23 protein-coding genes and 1 pseudogene are annotated in these 22,148 nt (G+C 66.0%); 3 read left to right on the top strand and 21 right to left on the bottom strand.

Annotated elements, in window-relative coordinates:
* A partial coding sequence (locus tag CQ040_RS16705; protein WP_258133642.1) for a DNA polymerase occupies nt 1-363 on the top strand: 363 nt, incomplete at its 5' end.
* An 87-nt stretch (nt 364-450) separates the two neighbouring features.
* Here CQ040_RS16705 and CQ040_RS16700 read toward each other — a convergent pair.
* From CQ040_RS16700 to CQ040_RS16675, 6 genes and pseudogenes are all read right to left on the bottom strand, one after another.
* On the bottom strand, nt 451-996 hold the full coding sequence (locus tag CQ040_RS16700; RefSeq protein ID WP_105527970.1) for a hypothetical protein: 546 nt from the start codon (nt 994-996) through the stop codon (nt 451-453).
* 44 nt (nt 997-1,040) lie between these two features.
* Nucleotides 1,041-1,856 (bottom strand): hypothetical protein, encoded by an 816-nt coding sequence (locus tag CQ040_RS16695; RefSeq protein ID WP_105527969.1) that lies wholly within the window; start codon nt 1,854-1,856, stop codon nt 1,041-1,043.
* On the bottom strand, nt 1,849-2,247 hold the full coding sequence (locus tag CQ040_RS16690; protein WP_308736909.1) for an HD domain-containing protein: 399 nt from the start codon (nt 2,245-2,247) through the stop codon (nt 1,849-1,851). The genes CQ040_RS16695 and CQ040_RS16690 overlap by 8 nt, the downstream gene beginning before the upstream one ends.
* Before the next feature lie 80 nt (nt 2,248-2,327).
* Nucleotides 2,328-3,602, bottom strand: a pseudogene (locus tag CQ040_RS21290) (Y-family DNA polymerase).
* Nucleotides 3,599-4,009, bottom strand: a complete 411-nt coding sequence (locus CQ040_RS16680) for a LexA family transcriptional regulator (RefSeq protein WP_105527967.1) — start codon at nt 4,007-4,009, stop codon at nt 3,599-3,601. The pseudogene CQ040_RS21290 and the gene CQ040_RS16680 overlap by 4 nt, the downstream one beginning before the upstream one ends.
* A gap of 402 nt (nt 4,010-4,411) precedes the next feature.
* A complete protein-coding gene (locus CQ040_RS16675) occupies nt 4,412-4,717 on the bottom strand; it encodes an SdpI family protein (protein ID WP_146113938.1) in 306 nt (101 codons plus the stop codon).
* A gap of 513 nt (nt 4,718-5,230) precedes the next feature.
* On the opposite strand from CQ040_RS16675, the gene CQ040_RS16670 reads away from it, so the two are divergent.
* Nucleotides 5,231-5,863 carry a hypothetical protein gene (locus CQ040_RS16670; RefSeq protein ID WP_105596253.1) on the top strand — a complete coding sequence of 211 codons (633 nt, stop codon included), beginning with the start codon at nt 5,231-5,233 and terminating at the stop codon, nt 5,861-5,863.
* A 79-nt stretch (nt 5,864-5,942) separates the two neighbouring features.
* Here CQ040_RS16670 and CQ040_RS16665 read toward each other — a convergent pair whose 3' ends face one another.
* From CQ040_RS16665 to CQ040_RS16600, 14 genes are all read right to left on the bottom strand, one after another.
* A complete protein-coding gene (locus CQ040_RS16665) occupies nt 5,943-6,548 on the bottom strand; it encodes a hypothetical protein (RefSeq protein ID WP_105527964.1) in 606 nt (201 codons plus the stop codon).
* Nucleotides 6,545-7,450 carry a ParA family protein gene (locus tag CQ040_RS16660; RefSeq protein WP_105527963.1) on the bottom strand — a complete coding sequence of 302 codons (906 nt, stop codon included), beginning with the start codon at nt 7,448-7,450 and terminating at the stop codon, nt 6,545-6,547. The genes CQ040_RS16665 and CQ040_RS16660 overlap by 4 nt, the downstream gene beginning before the upstream one ends.
* Before the next feature lie 219 nt (nt 7,451-7,669).
* Nucleotides 7,670-8,443 carry a hypothetical protein gene (locus tag CQ040_RS16655; protein WP_105527962.1) on the bottom strand — a complete coding sequence of 258 codons (774 nt, stop codon included), beginning with the start codon at nt 8,441-8,443 and terminating at the stop codon, nt 7,670-7,672.
* Nucleotides 8,444-9,490: 1,047 nt separating this feature from the next.
* Complete coding sequence (locus tag CQ040_RS16650; RefSeq protein ID WP_017831619.1) at nt 9,491-9,691, bottom strand: hypothetical protein; 201 nt, start codon at nt 9,689-9,691, stop codon at nt 9,491-9,493.
* A gap of 109 nt (nt 9,692-9,800) precedes the next feature.
* Entirely contained in the window at nt 9,801-11,957 is a 2,157-nt protein-coding gene (locus CQ040_RS16645; protein WP_105527961.1) for a cell division protein FtsK, read from the bottom strand.
* Nucleotides 11,954-12,226, bottom strand: coding sequence for a hypothetical protein (locus CQ040_RS16640; protein ID WP_105527960.1), 273 nt, complete (start codon nt 12,224-12,226; stop codon nt 11,954-11,956). Before CQ040_RS16640 ends, CQ040_RS16645 begins: the two co-directional genes overlap by 4 nt.
* A gap of 67 nt (nt 12,227-12,293) precedes the next feature.
* Nucleotides 12,294-12,809 carry a hypothetical protein gene (locus CQ040_RS16635; protein ID WP_105527959.1) on the bottom strand — a complete coding sequence of 172 codons (516 nt, stop codon included), beginning with the start codon at nt 12,807-12,809 and terminating at the stop codon, nt 12,294-12,296.
* Nucleotides 12,806-13,924, bottom strand: a complete 1,119-nt coding sequence (locus tag CQ040_RS16630; protein WP_105527958.1) for a M15 family metallopeptidase — start codon at nt 13,922-13,924, stop codon at nt 12,806-12,808. Before CQ040_RS16630 ends, CQ040_RS16635 begins: the two co-directional genes overlap by 4 nt.
* A complete protein-coding gene (locus tag CQ040_RS16625; RefSeq protein WP_105527957.1) occupies nt 13,921-16,044 on the bottom strand; it encodes a sulfite exporter TauE/SafE family protein in 2,124 nt (707 codons plus the stop codon). Before CQ040_RS16625 ends, CQ040_RS16630 begins: the two co-directional genes overlap by 4 nt.
* Nucleotides 16,041-18,602 (bottom strand): ATP-binding protein, encoded by a 2,562-nt coding sequence (locus CQ040_RS21090; RefSeq protein WP_258131535.1) that lies wholly within the window; start codon nt 18,600-18,602, stop codon nt 16,041-16,043. Before CQ040_RS21090 ends, CQ040_RS16625 begins: the two co-directional genes overlap by 4 nt.
* Before the next feature lies 1 nt (nt 18,603).
* A complete protein-coding gene (locus CQ040_RS16615) occupies nt 18,604-19,197 on the bottom strand; it encodes a hypothetical protein (protein ID WP_146113937.1) in 594 nt (197 codons plus the stop codon).
* Between the two features lie 9 nt (nt 19,198-19,206).
* Nucleotides 19,207-19,500 carry a hypothetical protein gene (locus CQ040_RS16610; RefSeq protein ID WP_105527955.1) on the bottom strand — a complete coding sequence of 98 codons (294 nt, stop codon included), beginning with the start codon at nt 19,498-19,500 and terminating at the stop codon, nt 19,207-19,209.
* On the bottom strand, nt 19,497-20,501 hold the full coding sequence (locus CQ040_RS16605; protein ID WP_105527954.1) for a conjugal transfer protein: 1,005 nt from the start codon (nt 20,499-20,501) through the stop codon (nt 19,497-19,499). Before CQ040_RS16605 ends, CQ040_RS16610 begins: the two co-directional genes overlap by 4 nt.
* On the bottom strand, nt 20,498-20,767 hold the full coding sequence (locus CQ040_RS16600; protein WP_047520597.1) for a hypothetical protein: 270 nt from the start codon (nt 20,765-20,767) through the stop codon (nt 20,498-20,500). Before CQ040_RS16600 ends, CQ040_RS16605 begins: the two co-directional genes overlap by 4 nt.
* 262 nt (nt 20,768-21,029) lie before the next feature.
* On the opposite strand from CQ040_RS16600, the gene CQ040_RS16595 reads away from it, so the two are divergent.
* Nucleotides 21,030-21,800, top strand: coding sequence for a hypothetical protein (locus tag CQ040_RS16595; RefSeq protein WP_105527953.1), 771 nt, complete (start codon nt 21,030-21,032; stop codon nt 21,798-21,800).
* 7 nt (nt 21,801-21,807) lie between these two features.
* Here CQ040_RS16595 and CQ040_RS16590 read toward each other — a convergent pair whose 3' ends face one another.
* A complete protein-coding gene (locus tag CQ040_RS16590) occupies nt 21,808-22,125 on the bottom strand; it encodes a winged helix-turn-helix domain-containing protein (RefSeq protein WP_047520600.1) in 318 nt (105 codons plus the stop codon).
* Between the last annotated feature and the right edge of the window lie 23 nt (nt 22,126-22,148).

Here is a 22,148-nt window from a genome sequence, read left to right as displayed (position 1 = left end):
TGCGCGTCGGCCGGCGTCCGCACCCCCCTCTTCAACAAGCTCGAAGCCGACGTCTTCATCGCCGGCCGACGCGCAGCTGCAGAGAACCAGAAAGGCCGCGTCCGCGCCGCAGCAATCGGAACCACCGCGCTCGCCGCAGCGCAGAAGATCTATCGGCTGCTCGGCCGTGAGGTGAACCTCGAGGATCGCGGGCAGCTGCAGGAGGTGCTCTTCGGAGATCTCGGTCTCCCGTCGACGTCGTCGACGTCGCGTGGCCCCTCGGTTGCGACCGCGGCGCTGGTGAAGCTGCAGGGGACGAACCCTCATCCCGTGTTGCACCAGCTGCTGGTCTACCGCGGCGCGATCGCTCCTGAGGTGGAGTGACTCGGATTCGTCCAGCACAGCAGTAGCGGCCGCTCCCTGAGTCGAGGGGGCGGCCGCTTCTGGTTGTGGCTGTGTCGTGCGGTCGAACTATCCGTTGAGGGATCGCGCGACCATGACTTTGACGTTCTCGTCGTCTTCCTCGAGGCGCGAATCGACAGCGCCGACCTTGGTGTTGACGATCTTGATCCTGCCCAGGCGGAGATCTCGCGCTGAGACGTGAGCGAGCTGCTTGTCCGTCAGTCGGTAGGACTTCCAGGTCATCCACTTCCCCCGGGGAGCCTGCACGAGCGCGTTGACGCGAGCCTCGGCCTGCTGGCGCGCCGTGGGGACTGGTGAGGAGCCGAGGATCTCCTCGACGGTTCGTGCGGCGGGATCCTGCTTGAACCGTGTGACGAGGTGGCCGACGGTCTGCTCATCGAGCTTGCCGATCCCGCTGCGGATCTGCTGGAGCGCATCGTCGGCGCTGATGGGCGCGTACGTGTTGGCGTGCTCGAAGTAGAAGTCGCGGTAGAGGCCCTGGTTGAGGTGGAACTTGCCCGTGTTCTGCACGTAGGTCCAGATGCGCTGCTCGTTGTCTTCGTGCGCGATCCAGACCGGGGTGCCGGCGGCGTTTCGGACCAGATAGAGGTTCATGATGTTCCTCGCTCCATTCTCAATTATCTACATCTTAGTTTATCTTAGTCCGTCTTGGTAGGGGGCGGGGTGGGAGGTGTTGGTGGCCCATAAGCCTTCTCGACGGCGACGACGCTGCCGATGTGGAGGTCGACCAGGCCCGGCGGGGTCGGGACGATGTTCCAGGCGTCGACCATGATCGTGTGGGCCGCGGCGCGCGTCGGGTAGGGCTGCGTCTGATCGCGCAGCGTTTCGTAGTCGTGGTGGTATCGGTCTTTGATCGCGGCGCCAGCTTCGGAGTGGAACTGGATCTCGACGTCCTGGTCGGTCTCGCTGTGGTGCACGACGATCGAGTGCAGGCCCTTGTACGGGTTGCCGTCGACGAAGGAATGCTCAATCTCCTTCACTTCCCACCCCTTGTCGACGAGACCCTCCAGCGTCTCCTGTGCGGCAGGGACGACGCGATCGGGAGTCGGTGCGACCACGGTGTAGCGAACGAAGTCGGTGAGGCGCCCCGCGATCTCCACCGGCGTGGCAGTGGGATCAACCAGGATCCGGCTCTCGATCTTGCCCGCGAGGGATGCCGGCGACTTCATCCGATACTCGAGGTTGTGCATGCGGCAGTCTGCTGGGGCCGCGTCGATGATCGCCGCGGTGATCTCCGGCTCGATGGCGGCCACCTCTTCGAGCTTGTGGATCGCGGCGCCGGCGACGGTGGAGCCGTAGGTGTCGTAGAGCTCTGCAGTCGACGGCGGGTGCTCTCCCCAGTCAACGTCGGGTGCGTCATCGGTGGCCGCGGGGCGAAGGTCGTCGACGTCGACGTCGCGGAGGTGGCGGTGGTCGAGGCAGCGGCGGCCACCGTCGTCAGATGATCTACACACGGGAGAGGGCCTCTCGTGCCGCGGCGTACTTCGCGGCCAGTCGGGAGCGGGTGGCGTCGTCGAGCAGGGCGGTGCGCGCCGGATCGGTGTTGTCGTCGATGTCGGCGTCTTTCACCTGACGCGCGAGGAGGTTCCGGCTGACGCGGGCGTAGTAGTCGGCGCGCGGTTCACCGGGCCGGTGAGTGATGGCATCGACGGCGTCGACCACTTCGAGAGGGAACTCCGCCTGCAGGTCGACCAGCTGCACGTCGGTGTCTTCCACGACGTCGTGGAGCCAGGCGATCGCCTCCAGCAGCTCATCCCCCTGCACGCGAGCCGCGACCCGGGCGGGGTGATCGATGTAGGGCTGACCGCTCTTGTCGACCTGGCCGACGTGCGCGGCGCGAGCGATCGCCTCGGCTCGCGTGCTGATCTGATCTGATCTGATGTGTCCCCCTCTACCTTCATCTTAGAGAGGGGGTCCGACACCACTCAGGCTCGGGCGACGATCAGCTCATCCCAGTGCGTCGTGGCGCGTTTGGAGAGCATGCCGCGGTGCATCTGCCAAGACGGGCCGGGGCGCATCCCTCCCCACCCGAGCCCGAGGACCTCACGCCCGGCCTTCTTCTGCACCTGGTCGATGATGGTGGCGATCCCGGCGTCTTCGTGAGCATGACGGAACAGCTCGAGCGGTTGGATGACTGCTGCCGGTTTCAGGTCGGTGAGCATGACTCCCGCTCGCGCCCACTTCACCCCTTCCTCGATCTGCGGGAGGAGCCGGTGCGCGGCGCGGGTGAGCTCCACGAGGTCGGCAGTGGGGAACGGCAGCCTCACCATCTGTGACGGGTAACGGATCTGCTCTGTGTAGTGGCTGGTGCCCGCGAAGGCGGTGAGGATCTTCGCCACCTGCTGGTGCTTCATGAGCCGGGTCGACGCCTGCTGGGCGTAGATCGACAACGCTTGGCGCATCCCATCTCGGGTGGTGACCTTCTCGGAGAAGCTGCGGGACACGATCAGCTGATCCCTTCTTGCCGGTGCGATCCTCCTCGGCGGCGATCGCCGGCACCCCGCGCAGCTCGAGCGCTGTGCGCATCACGACCACGTTGAACGCCTTCCGAATGAGGACGGGATCCGCGGCCGCGAGATCCGCGATCGTCGTGATGCCGATGCCGGCCAGACGGCGCTCGAGGCGAGACGCAATCCCCCACACCTCGGAGACCGGCAGCCGGGACATGAGGGTGTGGCGCCACTCGGGCCTGGTCGCCGGACACACGCACACCCCGTCGAACACCGCGATCTTCTTCGCCGTTTTATTGCTCAGCTTCGCCAATGTGCGTGTCGGTGCGATGCCGACGCAGACCGGGACGCCGATGAGCCGGCGGAGGGTGTCCTTGATGTCTCGGCCGAGGGCGCCATCGCTTCGGGGTCTTTCGCGATCCGTGGACTCACCTCGAAGAACGCCTCATCGATCGAGTAAATTGACAGGTCCGGGGTGAAGCGAGACAGCACGTCCATGACCCTGTTCGAGCAATCTTGGTAGAGCTCATAGTTCGACGACAGCGCAGTCAGGTCGAGCCTCTTCGCGTGCGGCCGCAGCTCGAACCAGGGCTTGCCGAGATCCAGGCCGATGGCTTTCGCTTCCTTCGACGAGGCCACGACCATTCCGTCGTTATTGCTCAACACGACGCAGGGGCGGTTCTCGAGACGCGGATTCACGATTCTCTCGAAGGACACGTAGGCGCTGTTGATGTCGACGTGCCCGATCATCTCCGGCTCCGATGGAACCTGAGGCTCACGGTGACCACCCCGAAGATCTCGAGTGTGGAGAGTTCATCGACGACGACGTCGGGCCACTCGGCGTTCTCCGCGCGCAGCGCCCAGGTGCCGCGTTCTCGGACGAGGCGCTTGATGGTGACGTCGCCGTCCAGGATCGCGACGACGACATCCCCCGAGAGCGCCGTCTTCGACCGGTCGACGATGACGACATCGCCATCGTGGATGCCGGCGTCGACCATGGATGTGCCCGAGACGCGGACGAGGAAGGTGGCGGCCTGGTCCTCGATCAACAGCTCGGTGAGATCGATCGGGCCAGCGTCATAGTCTTGGGCCGGGCTCGGGAAGCCCGCCGGGACCGCGTCGAGCAGCTGAGGCAGCGAAATGGGCTCCGCGGTCACTGAGTACGCGTACAGAGGTACGACTGTTGTAGGCACTCGCTCCCCAAACTCTCGAAATCCTATTCGTAGAGTGTACGCCCGCCTCAGGGCGCTCACGAGTCCTCCGCGCGACCCCTCCCCCGGAATCACGCGGGAAATCGCGTGTACTCGTCCCCTAACCGAGTCATCTTAGAGCGAGGCCGCAGGCGCCGACACCGGCACCGGCACCGGCACCGGCACCGGCAGCATCGAAGCGCTCGATCTCGCTGCAACCGGGGGACGCCGAAAGCGTGCTCCCCCTCAACGCCAGGCGGCAACTCCGTCTTTGCGTGACACACAGTGTCACCACCCGGGGAACCTGTGTCACTCAAAGCGGGTTTGTGTCACCCAAAGGCGATCGCTGCTCGGGAGCCCGTTCTCGCATCACCGAGGGCTATCCTCCGCCGTCACCTGGTCACCCAGGCCCCTGTAGTCTCCCGCGGCCACTGCCCCGGGGAGGCCGGAGAGAACCGTCCACAGGAGCAGCCAGACGATCGCTCCCCCGAGGACGAACGGCACCGCTGCCGTGATGCCGAGCAGCACCAGAGCCCCTCCCGCCAGCCCGGCGAGCACGGCACCGCCACCAGCGATGTAGAACAGCGGCGCCATCGCGAGGTGAACCACGATCCACGCCTTCGGATCGCGCATCGTGAGGGCGGTGCGGTAGCCGAGGAGCCGCTGCCTGCGCACGGTGCCGCGACGACTAGCGTCCGCGTACCGGACCACCAAGGCACCGACGGCAGTGAGGAGGAAGGGGCGACGAGCTCGAGCATCTGGCTTCTCCGTTCTGGCACGCGGGGCGGGCACCCCCACGCTATTGACGGGCCCGCCTCTCCAGCATCCCCCTGCAGATCCGGTGAGACAGACCTGTCGAAATCTGCTTGAAAAATGCTTGCAGATTGCAATACACGTTGACAACCCTGATAGGCTGTGCCGTAGCTCATCTTGCGCTCTAGCGCATAGGGAGGCGGAGGCACAGTCTCTCACGGTAATCACCCCGCATACACCTTCCGCCCCGCGAAACCCGGCGAATCCTGCTGGCTATTTTCAAGCACAAAGCAAGCATCCGAGGCGCTGCCCGCCCAGCCCGCTGCCCCTTCCTCCGACCGCCTGCGGCTCCACGGCTCAGCCCGCTGAGGGTCGCAGGGCCGTCGTCGGGTTCCGGTAGGTTCGACCCACGACCTCGACGGGATGGTGTGACGGATGGCTGATTCGGGTTCTCCTTTCGCTTCGACGAATGCTCTGGTGGAGGTCTATGGCCGCGACGTCGACTGGGTCGAGAAGCTGGGTCAAGATGAGCGCCCCCATTCGGACAACGAGTGGGTCGCTGCTCTTCTCCGGTTGCTCTCGATCGATGAGCAGCTGCTCGATCGGGCCATTGAGTTGAAGGCGGCGGTGGACGCTCGCGGGTTGTCGGGTCTCCCGCTCGAGGTGCAGCCCGAGGTGCAGTTCGCGGTGGACTACGTCGCCGAGATCCCCGACGTCGCAAAGCTGCACTCCGAGCTCGCGCGACGATCAGATCAGTTGCGGACGATCAAGGCGTCTGGTGAGCCGATGACGGAGCCATTCCCCACCGATCTCCCGGACCCGCTCCAGGCTCAGTGGGTCGGTGTTCGGGAGGCAGCGAAGCTGTTGTTCAACCAGGTGCAGCTCCACAACGCCCAGGCATATGCTGCCTCGTTCGGGCGTGCTGCAGAGCTCCACGGTATGCCCGTCGAGACGAGCACCCACCGCGGCGACGATGGTTCTTTCACCCACACGGTGAGCGTCTCCTTCGACCGTGACGAGCAGCCCAAGGCCACCTGGTGGCAGAGGCTCTTCGGGCGCCGCGCCTGACTCCCCCGGCGCGCTCCTGACGCGCGGAGGGCCCGCTCAGCTGGTGAGCGGGCCCTCCGTGCGTTGAGGTGTTGCGGTTCTATTCCTTGAGGTACGCCAGGCGGTAGACCTCGTTGACGAACGCGCTGCGTGACGGTGCGCCCACGGATGCGGCCAGTTCGGTGAGCTCGTCCTCCTGTGCCCCGGTGATGCGCAGCTGGATCTGCGTGCCGCCGGCGCCACGGGAGCGACGTTTGCGGCGCTGGAGCAGCCCACCCGCCTCGGCGTCCTCGGGTGCGAAGATCGCCCGGATCTCCTCGAGAGGAACGCGCTCGAGGGCGTCGACGAGGAGTTCGTCATATGTCTTGTCAGGCTCGCCTGCAGCGATACCTTCACGACGGGCGACGCGAACCGCAGCGAGAACGACCGGGCTGATGTACGCGGGAACGTTGTCGACCTTGTTCTTGGCCGGATCGGCCGGGACGGCCTCACGAGTCGCCGGCGTCACAGCTGCGACAGGTTCAGCTGCAGGAGCGTTCGGGGCGCTCTCGGTCGCGTCGGGGCTGGCAGGCGCCGGTGTGGCGGACTGGCGCGGCGGAGACGGCCTGCGGGGTGCGAGGAGGCCAGTGAGTTCGGCTGCGTCCTCGCTGCCGGCGCCCCTGAATGCGTCGGCGAGGCTAGTCCGTTTGATGTCGGGGGCGTTCATGCGAGGACTCCTTCTGCTTCACGTTCCTGCTCGAGCTCGCCGACGCGCTGCAGGAGCTCCTTGGTGAACTCCTTGTAGTTGTCGGCCAGCAGGCTGGGGTCTTGCGCGTAGAGCCCGTCGACGGGCTTCTCACCGCTCTTGAGCGCCTGGATGCGGGCGGTCTTGTCTGCCTTCGAGGCCTGCTTGAGCTCGTGGACGAGGAGGCCACGCTTGCGGGCGTCGACGGCTGCGGCCTGGTGGTCTCGGATGATGGTGTGGAAGATCGGTGCAGAGTCCCCGACGATCCCGGAGAGGCTGCCGCGCACGTCTCGTTCGATGCGACGGGAGCGGCTGTTGATGCCGAAGAGAAGGACGCCGGCGAGGCGGAGGTTGGGGTTGCGCTTGCGCACGGCCATGAATCGAGCAGCGACACGTTCGACGCCGTCGATGCTGGCCTCGTCCGAGCGAGTCGGGATCACCACGGCGACCGATGCGGACAGAGCGGCTTCCACAAGGATCCTGTCACCCGGAGGGGTGTCGATGAGGATGAGGTCGTAGTCATCGGCGATCGCGGCCAGCTTCGACTCGAGGACCGCGTCAAGGCCCTCGGCGCCGCGCTGTTCACGGGCACCGAACACAGCCGGGGCATCACCGACGGCTTCGCCGCCCGGGACGACGTCCAGGTTCTCTCTGACGTTCTTCAGCAGCGGCAGCGGCATGCTCGTCAGGAACGCATTGAAGAGGGACTCCCCCGTGTCGGGCTCGAAACCCAGCTCGCGAGACAGGTTGCCCTGCGGATCCAGGTCGACGGCGAGTACTCGCAGTCCCGAGGCGGCCGCCATGCCGGCGACGTTCGCGGTGGCGCTGGTCTTGCCGACGCCTCCCTTACCCTGGGCGACGCTCACGCAACGCTCAATGCTCATCGGTTATCTCCTTCAGTAGTTCCTGCTTGTTTCAACGTATGAGTGCTAGCGCGAAGTCCTGCGGTTCGACACGCTATGTTTCCCGCTTCATTTAGAGCGGTTCAAGTGGCGGTACGTCCAGCCGTATCCCCTTCGTGAATTATGGCTAGCTTTCCTTCGTGACGTAACGCCGTCTTTATGGCCTTAAGTATGGCGGTAAGTGCAGTTGGATGTCCAGCGTTAGTTGTCGCGTGTCGCGTAGCGTTCGTGGATGAGATCCACGACGGCAGCGAGGGGAGTGCCCTGGTCGAGCTGAGAGGTGACGGCCGTGACGGTGTGGGGGAGTGCTCGGCTGAGTGTGACCTCGACGACCTGTTCGCTCTCCCGCGTCCAGGTGAGGGCAGCTTCGCCGGTTGTCAGCTGCCAGCCGTCCGCAGTGAGCTGCTTGTGCATTGTCGTGAGGTCTCCGACGAGCTCTTGGGTGGCTGCGGGAGCGTCGTACAGGCGGATGCCTCGGCCGAGGACGGCGGTGACGAGCTCGACGACGTCGATACGGCGCTCCCGAGCGATCGGCTTCCGTAGCCGCCGGGTGGAGGCGAAGAACGCCTGTGCGGCTTCGTGCGCTGCCGCCTGCTCCTCCGGGGTCGGAAGCTCCTGCAGGCCGACCTGGCGGCGCTTCTCAGCTCGTTCGAGATCCTCGCGGCGGATGCGCTCAAGCGTGGTCTCACCCTCGGTGAGTTCGTTTAGGCGTCGAAGGGTCCATGCGAAGTGCGCGAGAGGATCCCGCAGCTCTTCGTAGCGGGGGGAGCGGAGCTTTCCGGCCTCGATGAGGCGCTGGAGCGTGTCGGCCAGGCTCTGGGGCGTGTATCGGCGCGGTGTGATGCGGTTGCGTTCGAGGATCCGGGCAAGGTTGCCGATGTGGCGGCCGCCGCGGAGAACTCCAGGGCGCAGCGGGGCGCCTGGGCGGGGTCCGGAGCCGTCTGAGAGCAGGAATCGCTGGGCGATAGCCCACACGAACCGTTGTGTTTCGAGATCGCGAGGTGCTCTCTGGGCCCGTGGTTGTGACTTCCTCTTCAGCTTCGGCCGCGCAGCGGCCTTCTCGCGCGCTTCAGCGCGTGTTGGTGAGTACTTTTTGACAGGGGGGGTCTTGTTAACCGAACCCCTGCGGGGTAGGTGGAAAGTATCCACAGGCACGGCTTCGGAGACCGGCTCAGCGCCACGAGGATCGTCCGTGTGGGCTTCGGGGGTGAGGGCGGGCATGGTGAGTGCTCGGACGGATCCCGCGGCCTCCTGATAGCTGCCGTGGGCCTTACGTGCCAGGGAACGTTCCTGGGGGGAGAGGTGGCGGCCGCGCACGATCGTCACGGACGCTCCGAGGGCCTCGAGGATCCCCCTGGCGGTACCGACGTGCCGGCCAGACATCCCGAGCCGCTTCGCGACCGTCTCCCTCGACGTCGCGACGCCACGGCCAGAGGTGGAATCTGCCGTCGACGCATCGTCGCGAGCCACCATGATGACCGTGTCCGCCTTGATCTTTCCCCGGCACAGCTCCACACCTCGAGGAGAGGCGAGTTCTTCGACGACCCAGCTCACCCACGCCGACCGAGACCGCCACGCGGGCACAGACGCGTAGGCGCCATCCTCAACCGGAAGCGACCACGAGGTGCATCCGCCCGTGACGCTTCGGCGAGCGCGAGCGGTTGTGGGAGGCGTCGGGGCATCAGAAAGAGCGTCGCCGTGGTGGGAGTCGCCGTGAGGCGTACGAGGGTTTTGAAAGCCTGATTCAGCAGTGTCGAGCGGCGAAATCTGCTTGCAATTTTCTTGCAAATTGACAGCAGAAACAGGCTCGAATGACTGTGTTTCAGGGCATGACTGAGCTACGATGGGTTCACCACCTAGTCCTACTAGTGGGTACGAAAAAGCCCCGGGTGACTCCCGGTGCGAAGCCAGGAAGCCGACCGCCAAGTCGGATTCCTACAAAATTCAGATCAGTAGCTGCGAACTCCTGAGATCTGAACCTCATGCGAATGGGCCCTCTGCTTCGGCAGGGGGCCTCTTGCGTTAAGCGGTGTCGATAGGCAACTCCCCGTCGCGGTCCCGTGGGGGCATCCAGGTGGGGATGCCCTGGTCGGTCAGCTCGACATGCTCCAGGAGCTGCTCGATGAGCTCGGACGTGGACACGCCGGCTCTGGAGGCGATAGCCTCGGCGCGCTCCTTGTTCTGACGCTCGATGCGCCAGCCAGGAATGACGGGATCGATCAAAGATCCTCGTCGACGTTGAATGCGGGCCATGCGGGCCACTTAACCATATGTGTACATATTCATGGAAGAGGGTTGTCCGCGTGTCGCGGTCGCGGGGCCGGGCCACGTCTCAGTCCTCGCCTGCGACTGGGGAGCGCGTGATGAGGGTGTTGCCGGTGGGGATGGTCTTGGAGCCGGGGTCTCCTGTGGCGAAGTCGCGGTAGGAGAAGGTGATGTCCTCTTCGTCCTCTTCGGCGAACTCGACCAGGCCCCAGGTGTCGGAGTCTTCGTCGACGAGGATCAGGATGCCTTCGGCGCGCAGGTCGCCGTCGATGAGCAGCTCTTCGGGGAACTGGTCGATGGCGGGGGAGTAGCCGCTGAACATCTCGGTTTCGTCGGAGATCTCCTGCTCTTCTTCCTCGATCTGGATGCGCTCGAGGAGGGCGACCTTGGCGGCCAGCTTCTCGCGGCGTGCGTCACCTTCCGCGTCGCCGAGGATCTTGCGTTCGCGTTCGATGAGCTCGGGGTCGCCAGCGTTGATGAGGGCGGTGTCCATGTGGTGGCCGTAGTCGGCGTAGATGGGCTTGCCCTTTTCGTCGACGCCGATGATGTCGTCTTCGAGATCGACGATCTTCACCAGGTCGTGGATGCGCTTCTTGGGGCGCATGTTCTCGACGATCGTCAGGTCACCGGGGAACACCCACCGTTCGGGGTGCTCAGCATCTGTCTGGTACGGGTCGGGCGTCCAGAAACCTTGGACTTCGACGGCCTGGCCCTGCTTGTTGTACGCGATCCCGCGTCCCTTGGCGGTGGTGGGGATCGTGGTGCCGGTCGTGTAGCTGTTCCACATCATCTTCGCGGCGTCGGCGGAGATGCGGCCCCAGCTGACGCGGAAGGTGTAGTTGTCGCGCTGGTCACCGGTGAGGAAGTCGGCATCGGGGCGCTGGAGGCCGTTCATGATGTGGATGCGCATCTTGCGGCCGAGGGAGGCGATGTCGCTGATCTCATCGAGGACGGGCGGTTGAGTGCTCGCGCCCTTGGGCTTGACCATGCGGTACCAGCGGAGCAGCGCGTTGCGGAACGTCTTGAACTCGTCGATGACGAACAGGATCGGGACGAACTCCTCGAGGCGGATGGATCCGGCCTCGTAGGCGGCCATGCGGCGCTGCATCTCTTCGTAGACCTCGTGGGCGACGCGCGCCTGGTGGTCGATCCGACCGGCGATGAGCTTGACGTTGGGCCAGGTGCGCAGGCCGAGCATCTCGAAGCGTTTTCCGTCGATGCCCCAGATCTCCCAGCCGTGGCCGGCGAGGAATCCGATGACGCCGAGCTCGCAGACGGTCTTACCCTTTCCGGTCTTGCCGGTGGTGAGGAAGTGGGGGTCTTGCTTGGGCCGCCAGCTGATCGTGTTGCCGTCTTCATCCATGCCGACGGGCACAGCGAGATCGTCGTAGGTGGCGAGAGGGTCGACGATCTCGGGGGCGACGAACGGGTTGGGGATAACGTTCGGCAGCTCGGGGCGGGGTTCCATCCAGAACGTGTCGTTGGGGAGATCCCAGAACGCCCTCCAGCGTCCCTCGAGCACGCCGGAGATCTGCGACTCGACGGAGGCGCGGACGCCGCTGCGGGAAAGCTTCGGAGCGACCTCGTACTTGACGCTGATGCGGGTGACCTTCGTCGACGTGATCGTTTTGCCGTCGACCTGACGGGTCACAGCTTCGGTGTCGACCGTGGTTTTGGCGCTACTGCCGAAGGTCTTGGAGACGATGAGCTTGGAGCGTTCGATCTTCTCGTCGCGGTCGCGCTCGACGGCAGAGGTGCCCGAGGCGACCATGATCACCGTGCTCTTCTTGTGCTTGACGATCTTGAACGTGGTGCCGAACTGTCGCTTGGCGAGGCGCCGGATCTCAGCGAGCATCTCGGGCACTTCTTCGTCGGCGAGGGGGTTGTAGACGACCTTGAGCTGGGTGGGCTTCCCGACCCAGCTGCCGCGGTACTTGGAGGGCACGACTTGGCCGCGGTGGGGGTCTGGCCAGCCGAGGATCCCGTGAACCCGGTGAAGGAACAGATCGGCGTCATCGTGGCGTTCGCGGTTGCGCAGGTAGAGCACGATGGTGCCGACGATCACGAGGGCTCCGAGGATCCCGATGAGCACGGCGCCCACGATGTTGGAGGTGACGTAGTTCAGCATGCTGATCGCGACGGTGGAGAAGAACACGATCGCGATGGCAACAGTCGGCTTCGAGCGCGGGGGAAGCGTCGAACCGGGGATGACCACGCGGCTCATTTCTGGGCCTTTTCCTTGCGGGCAGCGCGGCTGCGGAGGAGGAGCACGATGACAGACACGATCGCTCCGATAGCGCAGAGCACGATGAGCACTCGGGGCAGATCCAGGCCGACACCGTCGTGGAGGGGGATCAGCACGTTGTCGGTGACGAGGATGTGCCAGTTCACGAGCGCATCCCTCACCCCGGGGACGAACTTCGCCAGCAGCGGGGGGACGAAGATCATCCCGGCCAGGATGTAGATCAGGGTGTCGGTGTCGTTCTCTTTCACGGTGTCCTCCTCGAATTGGGCTCTCACTTAGAAGGGGTGGGTGCGGTCGACCGAAGTCGACAAATTGCTATTCGGTGGTCTCCGGGGGCATCAGGGTGAAGGCCTTCCACTCGCCCTTGCTGGTGGCGCCGACTTCGACCGCGCGCACGAGCTCCAGTCGCCAGTTCCCGACGTCGGTGGGAACGTCGACGACGACGAGCGTGGAGCTGGGCGCGTCGACGATGGTGGCGGGGCCGGTCAGCTGGGTGACGGTGATCATGCGGGGATCGGTGTAGGCCCACGCCTCTTGCGCCTCCACGGTCAGCAGCGGGGACAGCTCGGCCCACCAGGCTTCGTAGTCGCGGTCGTGCGTCACGAACGCGGTCATGGCGGCCTCAGCGGCCTGCACGGCCGCCTGCTGGCTCTGGAAGTCCGCCTTGTCGTCTCCCGCAGGTTCTCCCAAGATGGGAAACCCTTCCGGCCGCTCCGGTGCCTGCACCGCGGTGGGTGTGGGGTCGGGCTCGTCGACGTCGGGGGCGCTGCATCCGGCGAGGAGAAGGACGCCGGCGACGGCTGCTGTCGCGGTGATCAGGTGGATTCTCATGCGCTTGCCTTTCCGTAGTACTCCCAGTGCCATGCCTCGTCCGGTCCTTGACCGCCGGGCTCGGCCCACGGCGGATGCACCCACCCGTAGCTGGGGCCGTTGCGCTTGAGCCAGTCGTAGATGCGGTTGTTGAACCCGATGGCCCAGTGCCCGCGATCGCCGACGTCGATCGCCATCGCCCAGCCGTGGTTGCTGGTGCCGGGCTCGGCCGCGTTGTCGCCGTACTTCCGCTTCGCCTCGACTTGTCCGGGGTAGTCGCGGTATCCGTCGTTGAGGGTGAGGTCGTATCCGAACTCGGCCTTGAAGGCCTTGTTGAGCTGGATGAGAGCCTGGGTGGCGTCGGCGCGGAGCTTGTACTCGGGCTGCCAGGGGATCGGGGTGAGCAGGTTCCCCGGGATCCGACCGTTCTGATGCCCGCCCCATGCGCCCGGCGCCGTCCCGTTGGCAGGCGGGTACTCGCCCGTCGAACCGACAGCGCAGGTGCCGGCATCGGAGCCCGAGGTCAGCGGGAGGCCGGTGAGGGTGGAGACGATCTCGCTGGCCGCGTCGAAGAACTTCGCGTAGTGGTACGGGTTCGCGTTGCCCTGCACGCGATGCGCGGCGATCGTCGGCTGCAGCGACTCCCACCCGTTGACCTTGAGCAGAGACGCGAAGAACTTCGAGGCTGACGTCTGAGGGTTCATCCGCTCTGCGGTCGTGCCCCACCACTTCTGCTGCTGGAACAGGCCGATCGACGACGTCGCTGACCCGTCAGGGTTCGTCACTCCGCTGGTCTCCCAGTCGCCGTAGCCGATGTTGACGAGGCTGGACTCGCCCATCGCGGTCATCACGCCGATCACCTGGCCGCGGCCGTCGATGCCGAGCTGCTGGGCGGCGATAACGATGTGGGCGGCGTTGACGAGCTGCTCGTGCTTGTATCCGGCGATCGGCCCTGCAGGAACACCGTCGACGTCGACCGCAGCGGTCTGGGCGGTGTTCTCCTCGCTCGGGAAGCAGCCGGCGGCGTTGGCGCCGAAGATCACCGTCATGCCCATGATGAGCCAGAGCACGAGCGCCGCGGCGGGGATCACTGCGATGGCAGCAATCCCCGCGATCACACCTGCGGACTTCTTCATTTGACGCCTCCCGTGGATGCGGATGCGGCCGCCGCGGCGAGTCGGGCGCGGAGAGCGCTCGAGGAAGACGACGCGGCTGCCGTGGTGGCTGCGGTGGTGGTGGCTGCCTTGGTGGTTGTCGCGGCGCCGGTGGTTGCCGTGGTGGAGACCTTCGGCTGATACGTGCTGGTGCGCGAGGGTGCTTCTCGAGGAGCGATCCGGCTGGATCCTGCAGCGTCGACCACGATCTGCCGCCCGTACGCGGCGAAGGAAGACCGTGTCGACTTGTCGTCCTGGTCGCCGGCGTCTTTGTCGCCGCGAGCGGTGACCTGCTCGACACCACGCTGCAGGACGTACTTGCCGCCCTCTTTGGTCAGGGTGAGCACTGCGGCGCTGGTGCCGCCGGTCGCCGCGGCAAGGGCGACAGACGCCCCGGTGGTGAGCAGCTTCGATGCTGCTGCTTTCACCCCGCCCGCCTTCTTCACATCGGTCTGCGTGAGTTCGACCATCGGCTTCGCGGGTGCGGCCCCAGTCGGGACGCTCGTGAGTGCCGGCTGCGACGAAGGGGAAGGCGCCGGGGTCGCGCCGGCGGCCGCGTTCGCGGCGGTCGACGGGGATCCGCCCGTCGCTGCAGCTGCGCCGGCAGCTGCAGCCGCGGCGGTGGAGGCCTTCTGGTGGGCGTTCCAGGAGAGGCGGTTGGAGACGTAGTTCTCGGCCATGCGCTGCGCCCGCTCCCGGATGGGGTGGGCGCGGTCGGCGGACTTGCCGAGCCCGAGACGAGCGAGCCGTTCGGAGAGCTTCTCTCCAGCCTTCTTGGCCTTGAAGAAATTCCAGATGAGCGCGATCGCCATCACGAACACGATCGTGTTGATGACGATCATCTGCGCGAGCGTAGACAGCGGTGTGGATTCTGCGAGCGCCATCATCGTGCTGGTGGCGATGGACAGGAAGCCGGAGACCAGGACGATGCTGGCGCCGATGCCGAACAGGCCTGCGAGGATCCCCAGGGCTGAGCTCCACCATGCGCGGCGGGCGAATCCGGGGGCGATTGCGGCGTAGGTGGAGAACAGCCACTTGCCGGAGCTCCACAGCGTGTAGCCGGAGGCGATGACCAGCACCAGGCCGAGGACGATAGACAGGAAGTTCAGTGCGCTGGATCCTCCTGCAGCGATGCCGGCGGTGATGACGAACCCGATGTTGGTGTTGGAGGCGTACTCCGCGGCCTCGGGGGCGCAGGGACGGATTGCGTCGCGGACGGCGGCGCCGTCTTCGAACGGCTTCGAGGCGATCATCGCGTCGTTGAACGCGGTGGCGCAGGAGCCTTCGAGCAGCTGGCCGAACACGATCTCCTGGGCCGGGTAGCGCACCCAGGCGTCCATGACCTGACCGATGAGTGCTTCGGAGACGACCTCGCGTGCGGTGTCGGGGGAGGGCATCTTGTCGAGGAAGGATGCGTCGCCGCTGGAGATCGATGCGGCGATGGATCCGCCCCATGCCTGTGCGGTGCGAAGGCCGCCGTCGGGACCGGTGATCAGGCCGATCGGGTTTGCGAGGAGGGTGACGGCGAGGACGCTCGCGGCGACAGAGATGGCCATGTCCGTCATACCGGCTGCGACGCGGCCGCGCATGATGGCGACGAAGCCGATGATCGCGGCGAGGGCGAGGCCGACGGGGATCCATCCGATCTGCGCGAGCAGGCCGGAGAGCATCTGGAAGATCGCTTCGATCGGCGGGGCGATCCAGTCGTTCCATTCGAGGGTGACGATGAACTGCATGAACCACAGGCCCCAGCTGAGGCCGGTGAGGTTCGCAACCCAGATCGCGTCGACGGTCTGTGCCAGGAACGCCTTGATCGGGTCGAAGACTCCGCCACGATCCATCGGCAGCGACACGTACTGGGAGAGCGAGATCCCCGCGCTGTCTTTCGCATCGATCGGTGCGAGGAACGGCAGGGTAGCGCCGGCGTCGCCGTCGGCCGCGTACGCGAGGATCACGTTGCCGCCGAGGATCGAGGCGAGAGTCCAGATGCCGACGAGGATCGCCACAGTGCGCAGCGGGTGGCGGCGGATCCACTTCCACACACGGCGGATGCGGCGGCGTGCCCCCTCAGCGGTGCGAGCGATGGGTGCGATTGCGGTCATGAGGTCACCTGCTCTGCGGAGGGCTTGACGGTCTTCGGGGTGGAGAGCGTGGCTGCGGCGCGGTCTGGGCGCCGGGAAACACGGGTGCGGATCTTCCCCATGCGGCCGCGTGCGTCGCGGAAGAGAGCTTCACCGCGGCGCTCGACCGGCACCTTGTTGTCGGCACCGAGCGGGGAAAGGCCCTCGGTGACGGTCTGCACGTTCGCCGGGATCTTGCTGAACCCCTTCTGGAACCACTCCAGGTTCGACTCCGCCGCCAGCGGGTCGGTCTGCCGGGTCAGGATACGGTTCTTGATGAGTGAGCGCGTGACCTCGTCGCCGAAGTCGCGGGCATCCTGCGACGCCACAAGGACCGGGGCGCCGTGCTTGCGGCCGTCGCGGAGGAACCGGTTGATCTCTGCGAGCCCCTGGGGGCTGGCCGTGACGTGGGCGAGCTCGTCCGCGGCGAACACTGCGAGTTCGTTGGGGTCGCGGAAGCAGATCTCCCGAGCGATGCGGGTCAGCAGCGCGTACATCGCGTGTCCGAACAGCTTGTCCAGACCCAGCTGGTCGAACATCGCTGCGTTGTCGATCTCCTCCTTGGTGGGGAGAGCGACGCCGTGGGTGAGGAAGACGATTCCGCGGCTGGCGAGGTTCAGTGGAGGGAGGTCGTTGTCGAAGAGGACGGCGCCGTACTCGGTGTCGGCGTACAGGTTCATGAGGCCAGCGAGCTCGCGAGCTGTCTCGTCTTTCTGGCCGAGTTCGGTGAGGCGGGCGAGGAGTGCGTGGGCGTTGGTGAGCCCTGCGTTCTCTGCCTTGCGTTCGTTGAGGACGTCGGCGAGCATCACACCAGCTGCGGAGCGGGCCTTCACCCCGAGCAGGGCCGAGCAGAGCGTGAGCATCTGGCTGGCGCCTGCCTTGGCACCGAAGATGCGCAGCGGGTCGAGGGACCACTTCGGGTCGACGAGGTCAACGATGGTCGCCTGGGACGGGTCGATCGACTCGGCGAAGATCCCGTACTCCTTGGCGTCGGTGCGGTCGATGACGATGAACCGTCCACCGCGATCGTGCACCGCGCCGAGGATGATTTTCATCGCGACGGACTTGCCGCCACCGGGCTCACCGGCGATGCCGATGGAACCGGAGACGTCACCGGTGATCTGGCCCCAGAGATCCAGAAGGCAGGGGAGCGGGACTCCCGTTGTGAGGTTGTCGGCGAAGAGCAGTCCGGATCCGTCGCCGAGATCCGTGGACGTCAGCGGCGCGAGGGACGCGAACTGGGTGCCTGTCGTCAGCTCCGCGAACTCCTTCACGATGCGCTCTGACGGGTGTCCGGGCCACATCGCCCACCAGAGCTTCTCCTGGCCGCCGATGGGGATGTCGAACTGGAACTCGAGGTTGTCGGAGAAGAACTTCTTGGTGAACTGGGCACGCTCGGTGGCCTCGTCGGCCGTGGCGCCGGCGACGGCGACGATGAAGGTCGCCTGGATCTCGACCTCGCGATCGGAGGCTCCAAGCGCCTGGTGCCACTCGCTGAGGTCGCGGGCGGTGATGTCGAGATCACCGCCGGAGCCGGTGATCGCTGCGGTGCCCTCTTGCTGATCCATCTGGTCGGTGAGGTTGATCTCTGCGCGGGCGTTGCGGCGCTTCGCGTCCCGGGCTCGCAGGCTCTGCACCCGGAAGACCCAGTCGGCGTTGACGCCGAGCTCGTCGAGTGCGCCGACCCAGTCGAGATCTTCATCCCATCCGCCCCGCGGGCTTCCGGCCAGCGTCATCAAGACCTGGTAGCTGGCGTCACCCGTGCGGGTGTCGGTGACCTTGAGGAAGCGGTTGGCGAGCGGGTTGACCTTGGTGAGCTTGCCCTTGGCGTCGGTCTGGCCGCCCTCGTCGAGGTGGGGCAGCGGGTAGGACTTCGGCGTGGTGGCATGCTGCAGGTGCTCATCGATCAGCACCTTGGTGGCGCCACGGGGAAGGTCGTCCGAGCGAGGTGCCGGCGCCGGGCTCTCGTACAGCCCGCGGGTCATCGCGTGGGTGTCGATCCAGATCTGTTCGGCTGGGGTTGCACGCCGAGGGACGAACGAGCCGGGGATAGCTTCCTCGATGCGAGCAGCTGCTCGCATCGCCGACGCGATCTCCTCGGTTGAGGGGGCGCGCAGCGGAAGCGCCACGGTCTCTCGGACGGAATGCTCCATCCAGCCGTAGACCATCCGGGCCTTGTCCTTGATGCTCCGGACCCGCAGTGGCACGGAGATCCAGTACTCGCGGCGCCCGTTGGGGCGCATGTCGAACTCATCCATGCTGAGGAGTACTTCCTCAGCCCACACGGGGTTCTCGCTGACGTCGACGCCGGCGAGCATCTTGTTGGCGATCTCCTCCGGGGAGATGATGCCGCCGAAGCCCATCAGCATGTACTCGCCGATCAGGCCCTGCGCCAACGCGCGGTGGATCTTGCGGCGGATGTCGTTGAGCTCGCTGCCGCCCAACCCCTTGGGGAGGCCGTCGAGTCGCCAGGTGGCCCACACGGTGCCCGTGCGCGTCCACTTGAGGTGGCCCATCATCGCGGTGTCAGGGATGCGCATGTCAGATCTCCTTGGTGCGTGCCTGCTCGAGCAGACGGTCAAGCCCCGACGCGAATCGGATCGGGGCTGTGGGGGTTGCGGCAACGGGGGTGAGGGGAAGTTCCTCCACCGCGACCGTCTGCACGACGGGTTCCGGAGCCGGCGCCGGGACCGCGGTAGGGACGGGGGCCTCGTCGACGGCGGGGGCGCCCGCGATCAGTACGGTCCCGGTGAGGCGATGGGGTGGCCGCAGCTTCATCGGCTGACCGTTCAGCGTGCCGGCGGAGGGGTTCGCGATCGCCCCCACCGTGTCGGCGGCGAGGTGATGAATCTTCCGTCGCGTCGAGGGAAGCTGACCCGCCAACCACAGGGCGGTGACGGCCATGCCCAGCAGCGCGACGATCCGGACGAGGGGGAACGTCCCGAACAGCGGCCCCCAGAGGCTCATCGTGTTCCACCCGATGACGAGCACGACACCACCAGCGATGAACTGCGTGACCGAATAGGGCCCGCCGGGAAGACGGGTGTTACCCGCCTTCCCGATCATGATGGGGATGCGGCGGACGCTCGTGTAGAAGCGGCTTACGCGAGGCCGCTCGACATCGGGAGTACTCATGGGCTGGGCCTAGGAGAATTCGCCGCGGAACAGATTGCCGACGAGCTGGAGGCCGCCGTTCAGTGCGAAGTACGCCAGGGCGGCGACGAACAGGCCGCCGAGGACTGCTCCGAGGCTGAATCCCTTCTTGAATGCGGCCACCAGGAACAGGACGACGATGACCGTGAGGCCTCCGTTGACGACGAGGGCGTACAGCTCGTTGTTGAATCCGTTGGCGGTCGTGATGATGCCGTCGGCGTGGACGATCAGCTGCGTGCTGATGTGGTTGAAACCGGCGGCGAGTGGCTGGATGAGGGTGTTCACTGGTCTTCTCCTTCGGTGGTGTCATCGGTCGATGACGGGGTGGGTGCGGGGGACTCATCGACCCGGGCGGTCGAAGAGGACTGTGAGGTGCTGAGGCTGGTGACTTCCCACCGGCCAGCACGGGCGGTCAGGTCGACGAAATACATCGCGGTGACCGTGCGGCCTTCGGCGGTCTGGAGAGTCACGAGAGCCTGCACGAGCGTCGTGTCTCCGTCGGCGGGAGTCGCGGAAGGCTGTTCCTCGGCGAAGAACGACACGGAGTTCAGAAGCGCGAACGGTGCCGGGGTGATTGCGGGGATGGAGACCCCCGGGGTGAGGTAGGAGCTCGTGCTGCCCTGGCCGATGAGGTACGCGGCCAGCATGAGCTGGATCGTCTCGACGGCGGGGGAGTCGGACGCGAGCTGCGTGTTCAGACCGAGCCCGGTCGCTCCCGCGGTTGCCTGGGGGCCGACGACGGGCGCCGGGTAGCCGACGGCGGTGAGACGGCCGGATGCCGTGTCGACGACGACCTCGTAGTAGCGGCGAACCCATGCCGGCTCTTCCTCGCCGGCCTGTTCCATGACGTCGCCGCCCACCATGACCGTCACGGTGGTGGCGTCGTCCGTGGGGGTGGTCTCCACGACGGCGAGGTTGCGGTACTCGAAGGGGATGTCGCCGAGTCCCGGGGGAGCGGTGGTGACGTAAGTCTCCAGCGCGGTGCTGTCCGTCTTGGTCGCGGACAGCCAGCTCCCCACGAACCCGATGGCGAACGACCCGGTGGCCTGCTGCAGCGGGGTGAGCTCGTTCGACTCTGCTGCAGCCGCGACAGGAGCGGAGCTCTGACTGCGCGCAATCAACATGCCGAGAGCGACCGGCCCGCAGAGGATTGCAATGATGACGACCACGCCGGTGGCTCGCCGACCGAGGAGCGGGCCGTTTGTGAAGCCGGCGGACTCCACGGTCCCGTCGTCAACGGGTGCGTCGTCAGCCGCGGCCGAGGGCTTCTTCGCGAAGAGCTTCATGCTGCACCGTCCGAGGTGTGGGGGTTCTGGAGGTCGACGGGTCCAGTCGTCAGCCGCTGGTACGTGTTGACGGCCTGCTCGTACTGCGGCGACTGCAGGAACTCGAGGGTGCGTTGTTTCGTCGACGGGTCGAACAGTCGCTCGTGGAGATCGAGGGCGATGTCCTGGCCCTCGTCGAAGACCCCAAGCACTTCGGCTCCGTCACGCAGCTGCGCGAGGAGCTCCGGCCCTAGCCCGTCTTCGTGGCGGTCGCTCTGTGTTCCCATGTCGTCGCTTCTCCCCTGTCCTGGATCCCGGCGTGGACCCGCTCACCTATAAGGGGTGGGCAATAAAGGGCGAAGTCGACAAACTCGATCGATCTTTTTCAACTCGAACCGGATACACGCCAGAAACCGCGTAATTTCGCGGGAGCACGCACTCCAGACCGCGACCGAATCACTCTCGCCAAGGCGGCGGATACACGCGGGGATACACACGCCCTGAGGAACGTCGGAGCCGATCAGCTTCACGCATCCCTTGGGAGTTTCGATGTCCTCCGCCGTTCACACCGCCTCGCTCATGACCCGTCTCAACCACGACTGGGAGCACACGCAGGCCCCTCGCGAGTACCTCTTCGGCGCTCTCGGCATCCGCGGCTGCGGTGACCTCCTCGACGAGATCCGCCAGCTGCACCGGCTCGCTTCCAACAGGCGGGTTTCCTCAGATGAGCGAGAGAAGGCAGCAGTCCAGGAGGACGCCACTCTCTACGAGCTCATCACCCTCGCGCGGGGTGGAGATCGTCAGGCCGAACGTGTTCTCGTCCAGCTCCTCATCCCCGCCGCGCAGCGCATGGCGCACCGCGTCACGCGACTCGGTGACTTCGACCGCGCCGATCGTGTCGGCTACGCCATCGGCGCCGCATGGGAATCGATCCGCAGCTTCAAGCTCCACCTGCGTCGCCGCATCCACGCCAACCTGACCATGGGCATGCTCAGCATCCTCGCTCCGGAGAAGACCCAGAACGAGAAGCTGATCCACGACTGCACCGCCCCGGTCTCCGACGCCGTGCTCGAGGAAGAAGCGGGCGAGTGGCAGCAGCCCGAGGCGCCGGTCGAGGTCCAGCTCGCTCAGCTCTTCACCTGGGCGATAGACACCGGTGTTCTGCAGCGCGACGAAGTGGCCCTGCTCTCCCGTTCCGCTCTCGGAGACGAGACCGCAGCGGAGATCGCTGACTCGCTCGGCCTCACCCGCGCATGCCTCCGCAAGCGCGTCGACCGGATCCGCGCACGCCTCAGTGCAGCTGCACGCGAGCAGTTCTGAGGGGCCTCTACTCGCCGTCGGAGAACGACTGCGACAAAACCGTCAGGTGATCCGCGAGAACGGAGGGATTCACACTCCACACCAGGCGGTTGAACCCCGCTCGGGCTCCGGCCCGGGTGGGGTCTTTCTGTTGTACGAGGATCCCGGCAGCGATGAGCGCCTCGGTGTGCGGGGCCAACGTGGCCCGACTGACCTTGAGCTCGGTCATCAGATCCTGTGCAGTGACCGGACCGCGCGCGGCCGCGCGGATGATCCCCACCCGTACAGAGGACAGGCCAAGTGCGCGCTGAACGTCAGCGATCGCCAACCCGTTCCTCTCAGACATGCCCCAATTGTGACATCCACGTA

The organism is Microbacterium sp. MYb54 (assembly GCF_002979515.1).
Taxonomy (GTDB): domain Bacteria; phylum Actinomycetota; class Actinomycetes; order Actinomycetales; family Microbacteriaceae; genus Microbacterium.
Note: the sequence above shows the minus strand (reverse complement) of the source record. Positions and strands in the feature narration are given on the sequence as shown.